Origin of the sequence: Cognatundibacterium jejuense (assembly GCF_014284255.1) — a bacterium.
Lineage (GTDB): Bacteria > Pseudomonadota > Gammaproteobacteria > Burkholderiales > Burkholderiaceae_D > Undibacterium > Undibacterium jejuense.
Map to the genome: position 1 here is coordinate 143,487 of NZ_JACOFV010000008.1, position 15,035 is coordinate 158,521.

Here is a 15,035-nt window from a genome sequence, read left to right on the forward strand (position 1 = left end):
AATCGATAACAATCAGATTGGGCCCTGATTTTCTTGCATCAACCTTATGCGTAAACTTCGCCCGCAGCTTCTGCCACAATTTTACGCAACCACTGCACTTCTGCCGCCGCGTGTACGCGTTCGTGCCAGAGCATGAAGAACTGCATTTTCGGCATAGGGATAGGCATAGGCAAGACTTCGATTGGCCAGTCTTTTGCGCATTGCACCGCAAAGCTGCGGCTGGTCGTGAACACAAGATCGGTCTTCGACAACACATACGGCACCATACCAAAATACGGAATCGTCATTTGAATTTTACGCTTCAAACCTTGTTCGGCGAGTGTGCCATCAATAATACTGCGGTGTCCGATCATGTACGGTGTTGGTGCCAGATGCGACATTTCCAGATAGTATTTCAGCGATAAACCTTTACTGACGACCGGATGTTTGCGGTTCACCATGCACACCACTTCATCTTCAAATAGCTGCGCGATGTGAAGATGCTGTGGCAGGTCTGGCCAATTACCAATCACGCAATCAAGCTCACCAGTTTCCAGTGCCGCTGCATAGTCAAATCCGGCGTTCAACGCATGGATCACCAGACCTGCATTCGGCGCCAGTTCACGCACTTTTTCCATCACCATCGGGATCAACAAGACACTCAGATAGTCTGGAGCGCCAAGATGAAATACCCGTTGTGTAGTCGCAGCCACAAAAGCAGGTGCCGGGCTGGCAATACTTTCCATCACACCCAGACCCTGACGCGCCAGCAGCAATAATTCCTGACCACGCTGGGTTGGCGTCATCCCGTTTTTGCCACGCACCAGAATCGCGTCTCCCGTGATGTCGCGCAAACGCTTGAGCATATTGCTAATCGCTGGTTGCGATTGCCCCAGCTTCATGGCGGTGCGGGTCACGCTGCGTTCCGTCAGCAAGGTATGCAACACGCGCAATAAATTAGTATCGAGTTGATCAACCAGACGTGAACTCATGCTGCACCTCCGGCAGATGCAAACTGCACCACGTCGCCATCAACAAACACCGTCATTTGTCCCGGTGCAAATTGGGTCCAGGTTTCATTATCAGTTAAAGGTTCCGTCACGATCACAGCCACTTTATCATTCGGCGTGGTCACTTGAGAAAAATCCACTGTCATTTGTTCATCCGATAAATTGGCCACAGGAAAAGGATACTGTCTGATGATGTAATGCAATTTAGTAGAACAATGCGCAAACAACGCCTCACCATTTGATAGCATCATATTGAAGGTACCAAAGGCAGCGATCTCTGCGGTAATTTCACGCATAAAGTCTGCCAGTTCCGACATCCCCGGCATCACCTCGCCAAAGCGGCTACGCATTTGTTGCAAGAGATAACAAAATGCCTGCTCGCTATCGGTGGTGCCAACCGGTAAAAAACTACCATTGAGCGCAGGCGCAAAATTTTTCAGGTCACCATTGTGGGCAAACACCCAATAACGCCCCCAACATTCACGCACAAACGGATGACAGTTTTCCAGCATCACCTCGCCTTGCGTCGCTTTGCGGATGTGGGCAATGACGTTTTTAGACTTGATCGGATAACTTTTAATCAAATCCGCCACCGGAGAACTGACCGCAGGCTGATGATCGACAAACAGCCGCACCCCACTGCCTTCAAAAAAAGCGATGCCCCAGCCATCTTTATGCTCGTCAGTCAAACCGCCGCGCGTAGAAAACCCCGTGAAACTAAACACGATATCCGTCGGGGTATTGCAATTCATTCCAAGTAATTGACACATGATGCAAAACGTAAAAATAAGTGCCCATACCTTAACATAGGCAGCTACGATTTTGCTGCTAGTTTTTGATATTTGCCATACAGAAAAATCAGCGAAAACACAGTACAGTCGGGCAGATGCAACCCGCCATTTTCAGCTGCACAAAGATCCGCTCGGGCTGCACCCGACCTACTTGATGGCGTTCTCAAGGACATTCGATCGTCAAATAACAATCGCAAAATGCCTTTGAAACTGCTTTTTCCCCTCCCGCGTCAGACTCAGGGCACGACTATCGAGATCACGTTCCAGCCATTTATGCTTCAGACTCAACGCGAGTAAGGCAGCACCTAAAGCGCCACCCAAATGCGGACGCCGTTCGCTCCAGTCCAGACAAGTACATGCAAAGCGGCGGCGCGACTGGCGCGTCAAATCAACATCAATGCCCAAGTTAGTCAGTGCCTGCTCACCAGCCTGGCTTAATTCATAAACACTGTTATCTTGCTGGTCGCCGACCAGCCAAGTTTGTTGTACGCAAGAATCATGTAATTTCACCGCCAGCTCTCCCGCCATATGATCATAACAAGTACGCGCATGGCGTAAGCGCGGCGGGGTTGAAGGTTTAAAACGTGGCTGCGGTGCACCAGCGATCGCCAGCAAAGATTCAAGCGCCGTGGCAACTTCGCTGCTACCAAGCTGGTAGTAACGATGTTTGCCCTGAGCAATCACTTGTACCAATTGCTGCTCTTTAAGTTTTGCCAGATGCACGCTCGCGGTTGACGTACCTATCTCAGCGATTGCGGCCAACTCTGTGCCAGTGCGCGCATGCCCATCCATCAAGCTGCATAACATACGCGCTCGCGCTGGTTCTGCAATGGCGGCGGCCAGTCGGGCTAAACGGGTGTCGGCAAAATCTGCATCCATAGTTTGATAGGCAACGAAGTGTGATTGATAATTTGTCCGTATTCTGCACCTGAAAAAGAATTATGCCAAAGGAAAAATGATGAATACCATGGACTTACTTAGTGCGGCTTACCATCCAACTGCAAATGAATTTTATAGTCACTTACTAAAACAACCAGGTCTATCCTACGACAAGCAGCATCAACTCTGGATTGCCGCGCGAGCACAAGACATAGAGGAAATTTTAGCCTCACCCGATTGCGCCGTGCGTCCTATCGGTGAGGCAGTGCCATTGGCGCTACAAGGAACTAGCGCTGGCGAGGTTTTTTCTTTGTTAATTCGGATGAATGAAGGTGATGCCCATCATTGTGGGAAAATGGTTATGCAGCAGTGTCTGAGGGTATTTGAACCGATTCAGATACATCAAACCAGCAAACAGCTCGCGAGCAAACTTGCGTCCGAGTTAAATTTTGAAGAGGCAAATGCACTCAATCATTTTGCTCAACGCTTACCTCTGTACACCGTTGCAAGCCTGCTCGGTTTTGAACCAAAGACATTGCCTTTAATCACTGATGCGATCGGTCAATTTGTGCTCTGTCTGTCACCACTGAGCGGCCCGACAGAGATTGAAAGCGCGAGTAAAGCTGCACAAACTTTACTCACTGAATTCCATATGTTGGTACAGACGCAAACTGTAAAACCGAACAGCCTTATTGCGCAAATACAAACGAGGGCAAAAGAGCTCGGATGGAATAATGCTAATGCCATTCTCTGCAATCTGATTGGCTTGTTATCCCAAACCTATGAAGCAAGTAGCGGATTGATCAGCAACGCGCTGACTTGCTTGATTCAATATCCTGATCAGCGCGAGCAATTATCGCAACAGCCCAAATTAATTCCCGCTTTTGTCACTGAGGCATGCCGCTTGCATTCCCCTGTTCAAAATACACGCCGCTTTGTCATCTCGGATACCGTCGTTGCGGGCATCCATCTGCGTGCTGGAGAAAGGATCTTGTTATTACTAGCCGCGGCGAATATTGATCCGGCAATCCATGTACAGCCACTTGAATTTGATATTGCGCGAGCAAAACATCGCCTTTACAGCTTTGGTTCTGGTCGTCATGCCTGCCCGGGAACGGCGATCGCATTGGCGATTTCACATAGCGCGATTGAAGTTTTATTGGCTCAACACATTGCATGGGAGCAGTTGAACTGGCGCTACCGGCGCTCGTTGAATGGCCGCCTGCCGGAATTTTTTACCAAGGAAAATGAATGATTGCCGTCATTTTTGAAGTGCAAATGAAAGAGCTGCATCGTCCCGATTATCTACGTATCGCCGCCAGTCTGGCTGACGAATTGCGTACCATCGATGGCTTTATCTCGATTGAACGTTTTCAAAGTTTGCAGTCCACCGACAAGTTATTATCTTTATCGTTCTGGCGCGATGAAGATGCGGTGAAAGTCTGGCGAAATACAGAACACCACAGAGCTGCACAAAGTGCCGGACGCGATTCAATATTCTCACAATACCGGCTACGTATTGCCAGCGTAGATAGAGACTACGGTATGTATGAAAGAAAGCAAGCGCCTGATGATAGTCAGTTTTTTCATGATCGTGGAGAGAAGTAACATGAGAAAACAAATCATCAGAGTAGAACCACTATCAAGCTATCTCGAAAAATGGAGAGCACCAACCTCCGTCGCAGTTCGTAGCGGAGATATGGTCTACGTTTCAGGTTTACCTCCATTTGATCAAACTACCGGTGAAGTCGTGCTGAATGCATCGATTGAGACACAAACTGAATTAGTCTTGGCGCAACTCAAACTGTGTGTGGAAACAGCAGGGTCATCACTGGACAAGGTCATTAAATGTAACGTGTATTGCACATCAACCGAGAAATTTTCCGCGGTGAACGAGATCTATCAACGCTATTTCCCCAATGATCCACCAGCAAGAATTTTTGTGTGTGTGCCAGCGTGGCCGGGCGCTTTCGATATTGAAATAGATTGCATTGCGGCGATATGAAAAAGCTACGTTTTATAAAACACATAAAGCATCGATATTATGTATCGGGCGGGTGCATCTCTCAAAAAATCAGAATTTGTAACCACCCTCCCCCCCTCTCACGCTTGCTGTAGAGGGGAGTTTTCGCATAAATTTGTAGTAAGAGGGTTTTTGCCCGCTTTATTTCCCAATACAAAACCGCGAGAAAATCACGCCCAGCAAATCGTCCGAAGAAAACTCACCGGTGATGCTGTTGAGTCTGTCTTGGGTCAGACGTAATTCTTCCGCAAACAGATCCAGTGACTGATCGTTTTGTGCGGCGTATTCTGCGGCGGTTTGCAGATGTTCGTGTGCGTGCTTGAGGGCGATCAGGTGGCGCTCGCGGGCGAGGTATAAAGATTCGCCAGTTTGTTCCCAACCTGCGATGCGCAGCAATTCTTTGCGCAGTAAATCGATACCGATATGGTCTTGTGCTGAAAGATAAATATGGGTCGCATCTTCCATCTGGTCAACACTGGCGTGGTGACCAGAGATGTCGATTTTGTTCCAGACGCGTATCACCGGAACACCATCCGGGAAGCGCGCGACAATCGCTTCATCGGCGCGAGTCGGGCCACGGCTGGCATCGAGCAAATGTAAAATCACATCGGCTTTTTCAACTTCCGCCCAGGTGCGTTCGATACCAATACGTTCTACGGTGTCGATCACATTCAAAATGCCACCCGGTTCGACATCATCATGTTCATGGCGTATGCCAGCGGTGTCGATGATATTGAGCGGAATACCTTCGATATGAATTGTTTCGGTGACCTTATCACGTGTGGTTCCGGCAATCGGCGTGACAATCGCCACATCATCGCCTGCCAATGCATTGAGCAAAGAGGATTTGCCAACGTTAGGCTGCCCCGCCAAAACAATATTTAAACCGGCACGCAACAAAGCGCCTTGTGCAGCCTGGTCAAACACTTTTTGCAAAGCGGTTTGTATGGTGCTGAGTTGACCACGCGCATTCGATTTTTCTAAAAAATCAATTTCTTCTTCAGGAAAATCCAACGTCGCTTCGACCAGCATGCGCAGGTGAACGACCTTGTCGACCAGATCATGAATGACTTTTGAAAACGCACCAGACAACGATTGCGATGCGGATTTGGCCGCGGCTTCCGTCGATGCTTCAATCAGATCCGATACTGCCTCTGCTTGAGCGAGGTCGAGTTTGTCATTTAAAAATGCACGCTGGGTAAATTCGCCCGGTTCGGCCAAACGCAAACCCGATGCTTTACCTGCTTCGAGGCAGCGGCTTAACAGCATTTGCATCACAACCGGGCCACCGTGACCTTGCAATTCCAGCACATCTTCACCGGTGTAGGAATGTGGAGCTTTGAAATAAATCGCAATACCTTGATCGATAACGGTGCCATCTTCCTGGGTAAATGGCAGGTAACTCGCATGACGCGGTTTAAATTGGGTCGTACCAAATAAGGCGCTTATGACGGGCGCCAGGTTTTTGCCGGAGATACGCACAACACCGATACCTCCGCGTCCGGGAGCAGTGGCAATGGCGGCGATGGGGATAGGTTCGTAGATCATGTTCAAATTATCTTTGCTTGCACTGCAGAAGTGCAGAAATATAGGCAGCTTTGTGACGGAAATGCGACAAACAATTTTAATGTCTTCAGCGGGTTGCTATAAAAAAAGCCCGCGACGAGCGGGCTTTTTTGGGCTTTGGCGCTTTTTGAGAAGCTTTCAGTTTTCTCAAATAATGCTTAAGCCTTCACTTTATGCTCAGGTGGGATCAATTTGTTATTGATCACCCATTGTTGGCCAATCGACAGAATGTTGTTCACTACCCAATACAGTACCAGACCGGACGGGAAGAAGAAGAACATCACTGAGAACGCCAATGGCATAAACATCATCATTTTGGCTTGCATAGGATCTGCTGGCGCCGGATTCAGTTTAGTGGTGATGTACATAGAAATCGCGTAAATCACTGGCAAAATGAACAGTGGATCTGGTGAAGTCAGATCAGTGATCCAACCCATCCAAGGTGCGCCACGCATTTCAACGCTGGCTTGCAATACCCAGTACAAAGACAAGAACACGGGCATCTGAATCAGAATAGGGAAGCAGCCACCGAGCGGATTGATTTTCTCGGTTTTGTACAATTCCATCATCGCTTGATTCATTTTTTGCGGATCGTTTTTGTAACGTTCACGCACAGCCTGCATCTTAGGTGTCACCACTTTCATTTTTGCCATGCTGCGATAACCAGCAGCGGACAATGGGAACAACGCTAATTTGATCGAAATGGTGAACACAACAATCGTCCAACCCCAGTTGCCAATCAGACCATGGATGAAGCTCATCAGACCAAACAGCGGTTTAGCGATGATTGCCAGAATACCGTAGTCTTTGACCAATTCCAGACCTGGAGCGATTTTTTCCAGAGTCGCTGTCGATTGTGGACCAGTGTACAAAGTGGCATCAGAATCTTTGCTTGCACCCGGAGCAATGCTGCCCAGTTGCAATACCGTGCTGACAGAATAAATATTGTCGCGCACTTTTTCAGTACGGAATTCACGTGTCGACTTGTCTTGCGGTACAAAAGCGGAAACAAAGAAATGTTGAATCACCGCAACCCAGCCGTTGTCCGCAGACTTAGCGTGGTTGTTATTGCTGCTACCTGGCTGTTCGTGTTCTGCTTTACCAATTTTTTCAAAATCCAGTTTCTGGAAATGTTCTGCATCGGTGTACACCGCAGGTGCATAGAATTCAGAAGGACCAGTGAACATGGAACCGCCTTCAGGCTTGGTACCATCGTGTATCAATTGCAAGTACAAAGCAGGCGTAATCGCGGCTGTTGTGTTGTTGGTCACAGTGTGTTTGACGTCAATCGCATAGTCACCTTTTTTGAAGGTGAAGGTTTTTGTCAGTTTGACGCCACCTTGTTCAGATACCAATACTAACTGTACGCTGTCGCTACCATCTAAACTACGCTTACCTGGCTGCGCCACGAAAACGGATTTGTGATTTGGATAAGCTGCATTCGCCAGGCCGGTTTGTGCCAGATAAGTGCGGGTATCGTTCTCGCTAAACAACACAACATTTTTATCGCTAGGTGCTTTTTCACGCAAGCCGATAGCTTCCAAAAACGGATAGTAGAAATGTTCTGGCTTAGGGTGATCTTTATATTGCAGCAATTCCAGACGTTTCACTTCACCACCCAGGGTGTCAATATCCGCCTTGATCACGTCGGTTGTAATAGTAATACGCTCAGTTTTGACCGCGACTGCAACAGCTTCGCCATTCGCAGGAACTGCCGTCGTGCCATTGGCAGCATTAGCAGAGTTGGCTGTTGGTACTGAGGAATTATTTGCCGTTGCTGTCTTAGCATCTTTTGCTTGCTGCGTTGCGGCTGCAGGGAAAAACATAGATGACTTGCCGTTATGGCGCATCCAGTTGTCCCACAGGAGCAACAGCGACATGGAAAAAATAACCCACAGGACGGTACGTTTGATATCCATTTTATCCATTTGGTGTATGTCAGGAAAAGTGTGAGGAATGACCCGTGCTGCCAGAGTGTTCATGGCAGCATTGGTCGGATGTGGGGACAATCTTTTGTTTTTCACTAGCTGGCGGGACATGATCTACGCCGCCGGGATGCCACGGATGGCATTTACACACGCGTTTGCCAGCCAAAAAACTGCCTTTAGCTGCGCCGTGGATTTGTATCGCCTGCGCCGCATACTCAGAACAACTCGGGTAAAAACGACAATTCTGCCCCAGCATAGGACTGATTGCATACTTATAAAAGCGTAGCAACAGGAGCAGTAGTGTTTTCATGTCATCCCACTTTTTTACAGGCAGGGGCGGCAAACAGGCGCAGAATCTCCGCCCGCAGCTCGCGTTTGAGCTGGGCAGTCGTAGCTGGACCGTCTTTGCTGTTGACGGGTCGTGACAGGCGCACAATGCAATCGACGTTTTGTAAGGCTGAACATCTGAAAATTTCACGCGTTACACGCTTGATCGTGTTGCGGGTCACTGCGCGCGGCGCAAAGCGCTTGGCAGCGACCACACCTAAACGAGCATGCGACAACTCATTGGCTCTGGCGTAGAGCACAAAATGGGGCGTCTTTTGCACGGGGCGCAAACGAAAAACGGATGAAAATTCATCCGTTTTAATGATGCGTCGGGCACGTGCAAAATCTGCACCACCGGCATCCGCCTGAACTTGGTCAGCTAAAAGATTGATCATGCGATGTCAGCCAAAGCTGCCGCAGACCAAAAATTTAAAATCAAGCTGCCAGGCGTTTACGGCCTTTAGCACGGCGTGCGTTCAGTACAGCGCGGCCACCGCGGGTTGCCATACGTGCGCGGAAACCGTGAGTGCGCTTGCGGCGAACGACGGAAGGTTGGTAAGTACGTTTCATGTTGGTCTCGCTATTTGAGCAATAAAAAAAATCGGAATTACGGGTAAAGGCTTGCGTTATTTACGTCAGGCTTTTCACCTTTACTGCCCCAAAACCGCTGCTCATGGCTTGCTGCATTACTGTACTACGCATGTGCTGAATCGGAAAAACTCACCACAAACAATGCACCATCCAATAAAAGAGGGTAGGGAACCCGTAATTAGACACCATTTTTACCTTACGTGTCAATCACTTAGCGTAAAAATTAATCAAAAGCGGTTTACCAAGGCTGGTGCAGTGCAAAGAATAAATTTAATCTAAGGCTGTGGATAACTCGCCCAGTCGGGGTTAAAATAGAGGATTAGCGCGGCACCGGTTTATGCCTTCATGGCAACTTTCATAAAACTGAATTAAAAGAGCGAATGAAGATATTTATTATCTGTTTCGCATTTTATTCATAAAATCGAAAGTATCGGGGTTGATGGAAAAGTGTTCCCGCAATGTATGGCAAACCAATCAGTTTTACTGACAGGTATTTGTTACCCACTTGCTGAGGCTGTTTTACATACACCCTGAAAGATTAATTCGGCACCGCGCATTTGCATTTAATAATTTAAAGTCATACATGGAAAATTTCTGGCAAGCCTGTTCGTCCCAACTTGAGCAAGAGCTTCCACCGCAACAATATAGTGCATGGATCAAATCGCTCGTACCGCTCTCCTTCGAAGAAGGCAAGCTGAGTATTGCTGCGCCCAATCGTTTTAAGCTCGATTGGGTGAAAGCCCAATTCGCCAATCGTATTTCTGAGCTGGCAAATCAGTATTGGGATGAAGAGGTTGAAGTCGTTTTTGTGCTCGATCCACGTGGCGGCAAAAAAGCAGCGCCAGCGCCGATGCCTACTCGACCCGGTGTGGACGGCGAAATACCAGGCAGCAACAGTGCACCAGAAATTCAGGCTGAAGTCGTAGCACCAGAAGCATCGCCTCGCCGCGACCTGAGCCGTATCAATGTCGAACTAACGTTCGATAGTTTCGTGACCGGTAAAGCCAACCAATTGGCGCGCGCCGCAGCGATTCAAGTTGCCAACAACCCTGGCGTTTCGTATAACCCGCTGTTTTTATACGGCGGCGTTGGTCTGGGTAAAACGCACTTGATTCACGCGATCGGCAACCAGATTCTGGTCGATAACCCGAATGCCAAAATCCGCTACATCCACGCCGAGCAATATGTGCGTGACGTGGTCACAGCGTACCAGCGCAAAGGCTTTGACGAATTCAAACGCTACTATCATTCGCTCGATCTGTTATTGATCGATGATATTCAATTCTTTGGTGGCAAGAGCCGCACGCAAGAAGAATTCTTCTATGCGTTCGAAGCGTTAATCGCTGCCAAGAAGCAAATCATCATCACCAGTGATACGTATCCCAAAGAAATCACCGGCATGGACGATCGCCTGATTTCGCGTTTTGACTCTGGTTTAACGGTCGCCATCGAACCACCAGAATTAGAAATGCGGGTCGCAATTTTGCTCAAAAAAGCACATTCCGAAGGTGTGCACTTTTCTGATGACGTGGCTTTCTTTGTCGCCAAACATTTGCGCTCCAACGTGCGTGAGCTGGAAGGCGCACTGCGCAAGATTCTTGCTTACTCACGTTTCCATGGCAAAGAGATCACGATTGATGTCGTCAAAGAAGCCTTAAAAGATCTGTTGTCAGTACAAAATCGTCAGATTTCTGTCGAAAATATTCAGAAGACCGTCGCCGACTTTTTCAATATCAAAGTCGCTGATATGTATTCTAAAAAACGTCCGGCCAATATCGCCAGACCGCGCCAGATTGCGATGTACCTGGCCAAAGAATTAACGCAAAAAAGTTTGCCAGAAATTGGCGAATTGTTTGGCGGCCGCGATCACACCACGGTCTTGCATGCAGTGCGCAAGATCACCGCAGATCGCAGCAAAAATCCAGAATGCAATCATGAATTGCACGTGCTGGAACAGACCCTGAAGGGCTGATGCAGGTTAATGCGGGTTAAAACAAAATAGCAGCAGTACTAAAGCATTAAAGTAGTTTTAAATATTATTTATTGTATTCAACCACGATTAGCGAGGACTTCAAATGCAATTGGTAAAAACCCACCGGGACACACTGCTCCGGCCTTTGCAAATTGTGAGTGGTATTGTCGAGCGTCGGCACACATTGCCGATTTTGGCCAATATCCTCATTCGCAAAGACGGTGAACAAGTGTCCTTCTTGTCGACGGACATCGAAGTACAGATCACGACCAAGGCAGAGATCGGTTCAGGTGGCGATGTTGTCGCTACCACGGTTGCTGCACGCAAATTGTTGGATATCTTGCGCGCACTGCCGGATGATCAGGACGTCGTTCTCAAGCTGGACAACAAGCGCATGAGCGTGCAGTCTGGCAAATCGCGTTTCTCTTTGCAAACCTTGGCAGCAGAAGAATTCCCGACTGTTGCACAAGCTGAACACTTCAATGCCAGCGTCAATTTGCCGCAAAAAACATTGAAGCATTTGTTCAACATGGTGCATTTCTCCATGGCGCAACAAGACATCCGTTATTACCTCAATGGCCTCTTGTTGGTGGTCGATGGTAAAAACGTGATTGCCGTTGCGACTGACGGTCATCGTCTGGCGTTTTGCCAGGTCGAAGTGGAACAAGAGTTCCCACGCCATGAAGTCATCATCCCACGCAAAACAATTATCGAATTGCAGCGCTTGCTGGAAGACAAAGAAGACCCGGTACAAATCGACATCGCCAACAATCAGGTCAAACTGACGTTTGCCGATATCGAACTGGTGTCCAAACTGGTTGAAGGTAAATTCCCTGATTTTAATCGCGTGATTCCTAAAGGCTACAAAAATAGCTTTACACTCGGTCGTGAACAATTGCTGCGCTCGTTGCAACGTGCAGCGATCATGACGTCGGACAAGTTTAAAGGTGTGCGTTGTGTGATCACACCAGGCAGCATGCAAATCTTGTCGACCAATGCCGATCAGGAAGAAGCGATGGAAGAAATCGAAATCGATTACGGCGGCGATAGCGTCGACATCGGTTTCAACGTCAGCTATTTGTTGGATGTATTGAACAACCTGAAATGCGATCAAGTCTGCGTGTCTCTCGGTGACTCCAATTCATCTGCATTGATCACCGTTCCAGAAAACACTGACTTCAAATACGTTGTCATGCCAATGAGAATTTAAACCTGAATTGAAGCATGCCACTCCTCTCCCGCAATCAGGAGAGGAACAGGGGTGAGGGTCGTTGATAAAGGTGAACTACAGCCAACTGCACGAGACGCAGCCAGTTGTTCAATCTGATCTTCAATGTCTTTTTAGCAGAGTATCCACTCCGCCACCCCACCCTTCCCCGCCCACAACAAAATGAGCGAGTAAGGGATTGAATACCCATGAACACGCAGTAAACACAAACGAAGGTAGCCATGTCCGATCAAAACCAAGAGAACCAACCAGCTCCAGCCGCCAGTTCCAATCAATACGGCGCATCCTCCATCCAGATTCTGGAAGGCCTGGAAGCCGTGCGCAAACGCCCTGGCATGTACATTGGCGACACGTCGGACGGCACTGGTTTGCATCATCTGGTCTTCGAAGTGTTAGATAACTCCATCGACGAATCTCTGGCAGGTCACTGCACAGAAATCAACGTCGCGATTCATACCGACAATTCCATTTCGATTACCGATAATGGTCGCGGTATTCCAACGGGTATCAAATGGGACGACAAGCACGAACCTAAGCGTAGCGCGGCTGAGATCGTTATGACCGAGTTGCACGCTGGTGGTAAGTTCGATCAAAACTCCTACAAAGTCTCCGGTGGTTTGCACGGCGTTGGTGTTTCTTGCGTGAATGGCTTATCCAAATTACTTAAGCTGACGATTCGTCGCGACGGCAAAGTTCACACCATGGAATTTGTCCGTGGCGTACCGCAAAACCGTGAACTCGAAACCGTTGACGGCGTCGTCACTTCCCCGATCAAAGTCGTCGGCGACACCGACAAACGCGGCACTGAAGTGCATTTCTGGGCTGATGAAGAAATCTTCACCCACGTTGAATTCCATTACGAAATTCTGGCAAAACGTATCCGCGAATTGTCTTTCCTGAACAATGGCGTGCGCATCAAACTCAACGACCACCGCACTGGTAAAGAAGAGTTGTTTGCATTTGAAGGCGGCACCCGCGGTTTTGTGGAATACATCAACAAAGCCAAGAGCGTATTGCACCCAACGATTTTCCAGGCAACTGGCGAACGTGTTTCTGACCAAGGTACCAACATCACTGTTGACGTGTCTATGCAATGGAACGATGCGTACAACGAACAAGTACTGTGCTTCACCAACAATATTCCACAGCGCGACGGTGGTACCCACTTAACTGGCTTACGCGCTGCGATGACCCGCGTCATCAACAAATACATCGAAGAACACGAATACGCTAAAAAAGCCAAAGTTGAAGTCACTGGCGACGATATGCGCGAAGGTTTAACTTGCGTCTTGTCCGTCAAAGTACCTGAACCAAAATTCAGCTCACAAACCAAAGACAAACTCGTTTCTTCCGAAGTACGTGGCCCGGTAGAAGAAATCGTCGCCAAAACGCTGACCGACTTCTTAGCTGAAAAACCAAACGACGCCAAAATCATTTGCGGCAAAATCGTTGAAGCCTCCCGCGCCCGCGAAGCAGCACGCAAAGCCCGTGAACTGACCCGTCGTAAAGGCGTCATGGATGGCCTGGGCTTATCTTCCAAGCTTGCTGATTGCCAGGAAAAAGATCCAGCCCTGTGCGAACTGTACATCGTCGAGGGTGACTCCGCGGGCGGTTCTGCCAAACAAGGTCGTGACCGTAAGTTCCAGGCGATTTTGCCATTACGCGGTAAAGTGCTCAACGTCGAAAAAGCCCGCTTTGAAAAAATGCTCTCCAGCGAACAGATCACTACCTTGATCGCCACGCTGGGTACAAGCATCGGCCCTGACGAATTCAACGCTGACAAACTGCGCTACCATCGCATCATCATCATGACCGATGCTGACGTTGACGGTGCCCACATTCGTACCTTGCTGCTGACCCTGTTCTATCGCCAAATGCCACAACTGGTAGAACGCGGCCACATCTACATCGCCCAACCACCACTGTACAAAGTCAAAGCCGGTCGCGATGAACGCTATCTGAAAGACGACGCCGAAGAAGCAAGCTACATGATGAACGTGTCATTGTCGGGCGCATCGCTGATCCCAAGTACCGGCGCTGACCCTATCACCGGCGACGCATTGGCAGAATTGGTACGCCAATACAATCTGGCCAACGCCATCATGATGCGCTTAACCCGCGTCATTGACCGCGCTGCATTGACTGCCATCATGACCGGCGTCACCTTGAAAATGGATACGCTGGAACACGCAGAACAATCCGCGATCAACATGACCCAAGCGATCAATGATCCGGCCGTCAAAGCCATCGTACGTAGCGACGATTTGTCCGGCGCCTTCAGCTTGCGCATAGAACGCCTGTACCACGGCAACATCAAAGTCACCAGCATCGACGCAGACTTTGTCGAAGCAACCGACTACAAGGTCTTGGAAAGCGCCGCAGCAACGTTTAAAGGCCTGCTAGGCGAAGGCGCCTTCATGCGTCGTGGCGAAGGCGAGAAAGCCAAAGAAATCGCGGTAAAAGACTTCCACCACGCCATGCTGTGGCTGCGCGACGAAGCCGAGCGCGTCGTCGTCAAACAACGCTATAAAGGTCTGGGCGAAATGAACCCAAGCCAACTGTGGGAAACCACCATGGACCCAACCGTCCGTCGCCTCTTGAAAGTCCAGATCGAAGACGCCATCGCCGCCGACCAGATCTTCACGACATTGATGGGCGACGACGTCGAACCACGCCGCGCGTTTATTGAGTCCAATGCGTTGAGGGCGGGGAATATTGACGTTTAATATCAATTAGCCTCA

14 protein-coding genes are annotated in these 15,035 nt (G+C 48.9%); 6 read left to right on the forward strand and 8 right to left on the reverse strand.

Annotation, left to right across the window (positions count from 1 at the left end; all coding sequences use genetic code 11):
• Window positions 1–44: 44 nt before the first annotated feature.
• The 3 genes from H8K32_RS10280 to H8K32_RS10290 all read right to left on the reverse strand — a co-directional run bounded on the left by H8K32_RS10280 (window position 45) and on the right by H8K32_RS10290 (window position 2,659).
• Window positions 45–971, reverse strand: a complete 927-nt coding sequence (locus H8K32_RS10280) for a LysR family transcriptional regulator (protein ID WP_186912407.1) — start codon at window positions 969–971, stop codon at window positions 45–47.
• Entirely contained in the window at window positions 968–1,759 is a 792-nt protein-coding gene (locus H8K32_RS10285; protein WP_186912408.1) for a class II glutamine amidotransferase, read from the reverse strand. Before H8K32_RS10285 ends, H8K32_RS10280 begins: the two co-directional genes overlap by 4 nt.
• Before the next feature lie 201 nt (window positions 1,760–1,960).
• Window positions 1,961–2,659: an ArsR/SmtB family transcription factor gene (locus H8K32_RS10290; protein ID WP_186912409.1), complete on the reverse strand. Its 699-nt coding sequence runs from the start codon at window positions 2,657–2,659 to the stop codon at window positions 1,961–1,963.
• A gap of 79 nt (window positions 2,660–2,738) precedes the next feature.
• Between H8K32_RS10290 and H8K32_RS10295 the strand changes: the two genes are divergently transcribed.
• From H8K32_RS10295 to H8K32_RS10305, 3 genes are read left to right on the forward strand one after another with little or no spacing between them, the layout of a single operon-like run.
• A complete protein-coding gene (locus H8K32_RS10295; protein WP_186912410.1) occupies window positions 2,739–3,914 on the forward strand; it encodes a cytochrome P450 in 1,176 nt (391 codons plus the stop codon).
• Entirely contained in the window at window positions 3,911–4,267 is a 357-nt protein-coding gene (locus H8K32_RS10300; protein ID WP_186912411.1) for an antibiotic biosynthesis monooxygenase family protein, read from the forward strand. The genes H8K32_RS10295 and H8K32_RS10300 overlap by 4 nt, the downstream gene beginning before the upstream one ends.
• A 1-nt stretch (window position 4,268) precedes the next feature.
• The gene (locus tag H8K32_RS10305) at window positions 4,269–4,664 is read left to right on the forward strand and encodes a RidA family protein (RefSeq protein WP_186912412.1); all 396 of its coding nucleotides are present in this window, start codon (window positions 4,269–4,271) and stop codon (window positions 4,662–4,664) included.
• Window positions 4,665–4,823: 159 nt separating this feature from the next.
• On the opposite strand, the gene mnmE is transcribed toward H8K32_RS10305, so the two are convergent.
• The 5 genes from mnmE to rpmH form a co-directional block, all read right to left on the reverse strand.
• Window positions 4,824–6,230 carry a tRNA uridine-5-carboxymethylaminomethyl(34) synthesis GTPase MnmE gene (gene mnmE, locus H8K32_RS10310; RefSeq protein WP_186912413.1) on the reverse strand — a complete coding sequence of 469 codons (1,407 nt, stop codon included), beginning with the start codon at window positions 6,228–6,230 and terminating at the stop codon, window positions 4,824–4,826.
• Window positions 6,231–6,406: 176 nt separating this feature from the next.
• Window positions 6,407–8,167, reverse strand: coding sequence for a membrane protein insertase YidC (gene yidC, locus H8K32_RS10315; RefSeq protein WP_186912465.1), 1,761 nt, complete (start codon window positions 8,165–8,167; stop codon window positions 6,407–6,409).
• Window positions 8,168–8,186: 19 nt separating this feature from the next.
• Window positions 8,187–8,486: a membrane protein insertion efficiency factor YidD gene (yidD, locus tag H8K32_RS10320; RefSeq protein ID WP_186912414.1), complete on the reverse strand. Its 300-nt coding sequence runs from the start codon at window positions 8,484–8,486 to the stop codon at window positions 8,187–8,189.
• 1 nt (window position 8,487) lies between these two features.
• Window positions 8,488–8,898, reverse strand: a complete 411-nt coding sequence (rnpA, locus tag H8K32_RS10325; protein ID WP_186912415.1) for a ribonuclease P protein component — start codon at window positions 8,896–8,898, stop codon at window positions 8,488–8,490.
• Window positions 8,899–8,938: 40 nt separating this feature from the next.
• Window positions 8,939–9,073: a 50S ribosomal protein L34 gene (rpmH, locus tag H8K32_RS10330; protein ID WP_061535510.1), complete on the reverse strand. Its 135-nt coding sequence runs from the start codon at window positions 9,071–9,073 to the stop codon at window positions 8,939–8,941.
• A gap of 604 nt (window positions 9,074–9,677) precedes the next feature.
• Here rpmH and dnaA point away from each other — a divergent pair.
• The 3 genes from dnaA to gyrB all read left to right on the forward strand — a co-directional run bounded on the left by dnaA (window position 9,678) and on the right by gyrB (window position 15,020).
• A complete protein-coding gene (gene dnaA / locus H8K32_RS10335; protein WP_186912416.1) occupies window positions 9,678–11,066 on the forward strand; it encodes a chromosomal replication initiator protein DnaA in 1,389 nt (462 codons plus the stop codon).
• 103 nt (window positions 11,067–11,169) lie between these two features.
• Window positions 11,170–12,276 carry a DNA polymerase III subunit beta gene (dnaN, locus tag H8K32_RS10340; protein WP_186912417.1) on the forward strand — a complete coding sequence of 369 codons (1,107 nt, stop codon included), beginning with the start codon at window positions 11,170–11,172 and terminating at the stop codon, window positions 12,274–12,276.
• 239 nt (window positions 12,277–12,515) lie between these two features.
• Window positions 12,516–15,020, forward strand: coding sequence for a DNA topoisomerase (ATP-hydrolyzing) subunit B (gene gyrB / locus H8K32_RS10345; RefSeq protein ID WP_186912418.1), 2,505 nt, complete (start codon window positions 12,516–12,518; stop codon window positions 15,018–15,020).
• The last annotated feature ends 15 nt before the right edge of the window (window positions 15,021–15,035 follow it).

Bases quoted from the DNA above. Each gene is read 5' to 3' on its own strand.
- H8K32_RS10280 (WP_186912407.1), bottom strand. From the start codon at position 971: ATGAGTTCACGTCTGGTTGATCAACTCGATACTAATTTATTGCGCGTG.
- H8K32_RS10285 (WP_186912408.1), bottom strand. From the start codon at position 1,759: ATGTGTCAATTACTTGGAATGAATTGCAATACCCCGACGGATATCGTG.
- H8K32_RS10290 (WP_186912409.1), bottom strand. From the start codon at position 2,659: ATGGATGCAGATTTTGCCGACACCCGTTTAGCCCGACTGGCCGCCGCC.
- H8K32_RS10295 (WP_186912410.1), top strand. From the start codon at position 2,739: ATGAATACCATGGACTTACTTAGTGCGGCTTACCATCCAACTGCAAAT.
- H8K32_RS10300 (WP_186912411.1), top strand. From the start codon at position 3,911: ATGATTGCCGTCATTTTTGAAGTGCAAATGAAAGAGCTGCATCGTCCC.
- H8K32_RS10305 (WP_186912412.1), top strand. From the start codon at position 4,269: ATGAGAAAACAAATCATCAGAGTAGAACCACTATCAAGCTATCTCGAA.
- mnmE (WP_186912413.1), bottom strand. From the start codon at position 6,230: ATGATCTACGAACCTATCCCCATCGCCGCCATTGCCACTGCTCCCGGA.
- yidC (WP_186912465.1), bottom strand. From the start codon at position 8,167: ATGGATATCAAACGTACCGTCCTGTGGGTTATTTTTTCCATGTCGCTG.
- yidD (WP_186912414.1), bottom strand. From the start codon at position 8,486: ATGAAAACACTACTGCTCCTGTTGCTACGCTTTTATAAGTATGCAATC.
- rnpA (WP_186912415.1), bottom strand. From the start codon at position 8,898: ATGATCAATCTTTTAGCTGACCAAGTTCAGGCGGATGCCGGTGGTGCA.
- rpmH (WP_061535510.1), bottom strand. From the start codon at position 9,073: ATGAAACGTACTTACCAACCTTCCGTCGTTCGCCGCAAGCGCACTCAC.
- dnaA (WP_186912416.1), top strand. From the start codon at position 9,678: ATGGAAAATTTCTGGCAAGCCTGTTCGTCCCAACTTGAGCAAGAGCTT.
- dnaN (WP_186912417.1), top strand. From the start codon at position 11,170: ATGCAATTGGTAAAAACCCACCGGGACACACTGCTCCGGCCTTTGCAA.
- gyrB (WP_186912418.1), top strand. From the start codon at position 12,516: ATGTCCGATCAAAACCAAGAGAACCAACCAGCTCCAGCCGCCAGTTCC.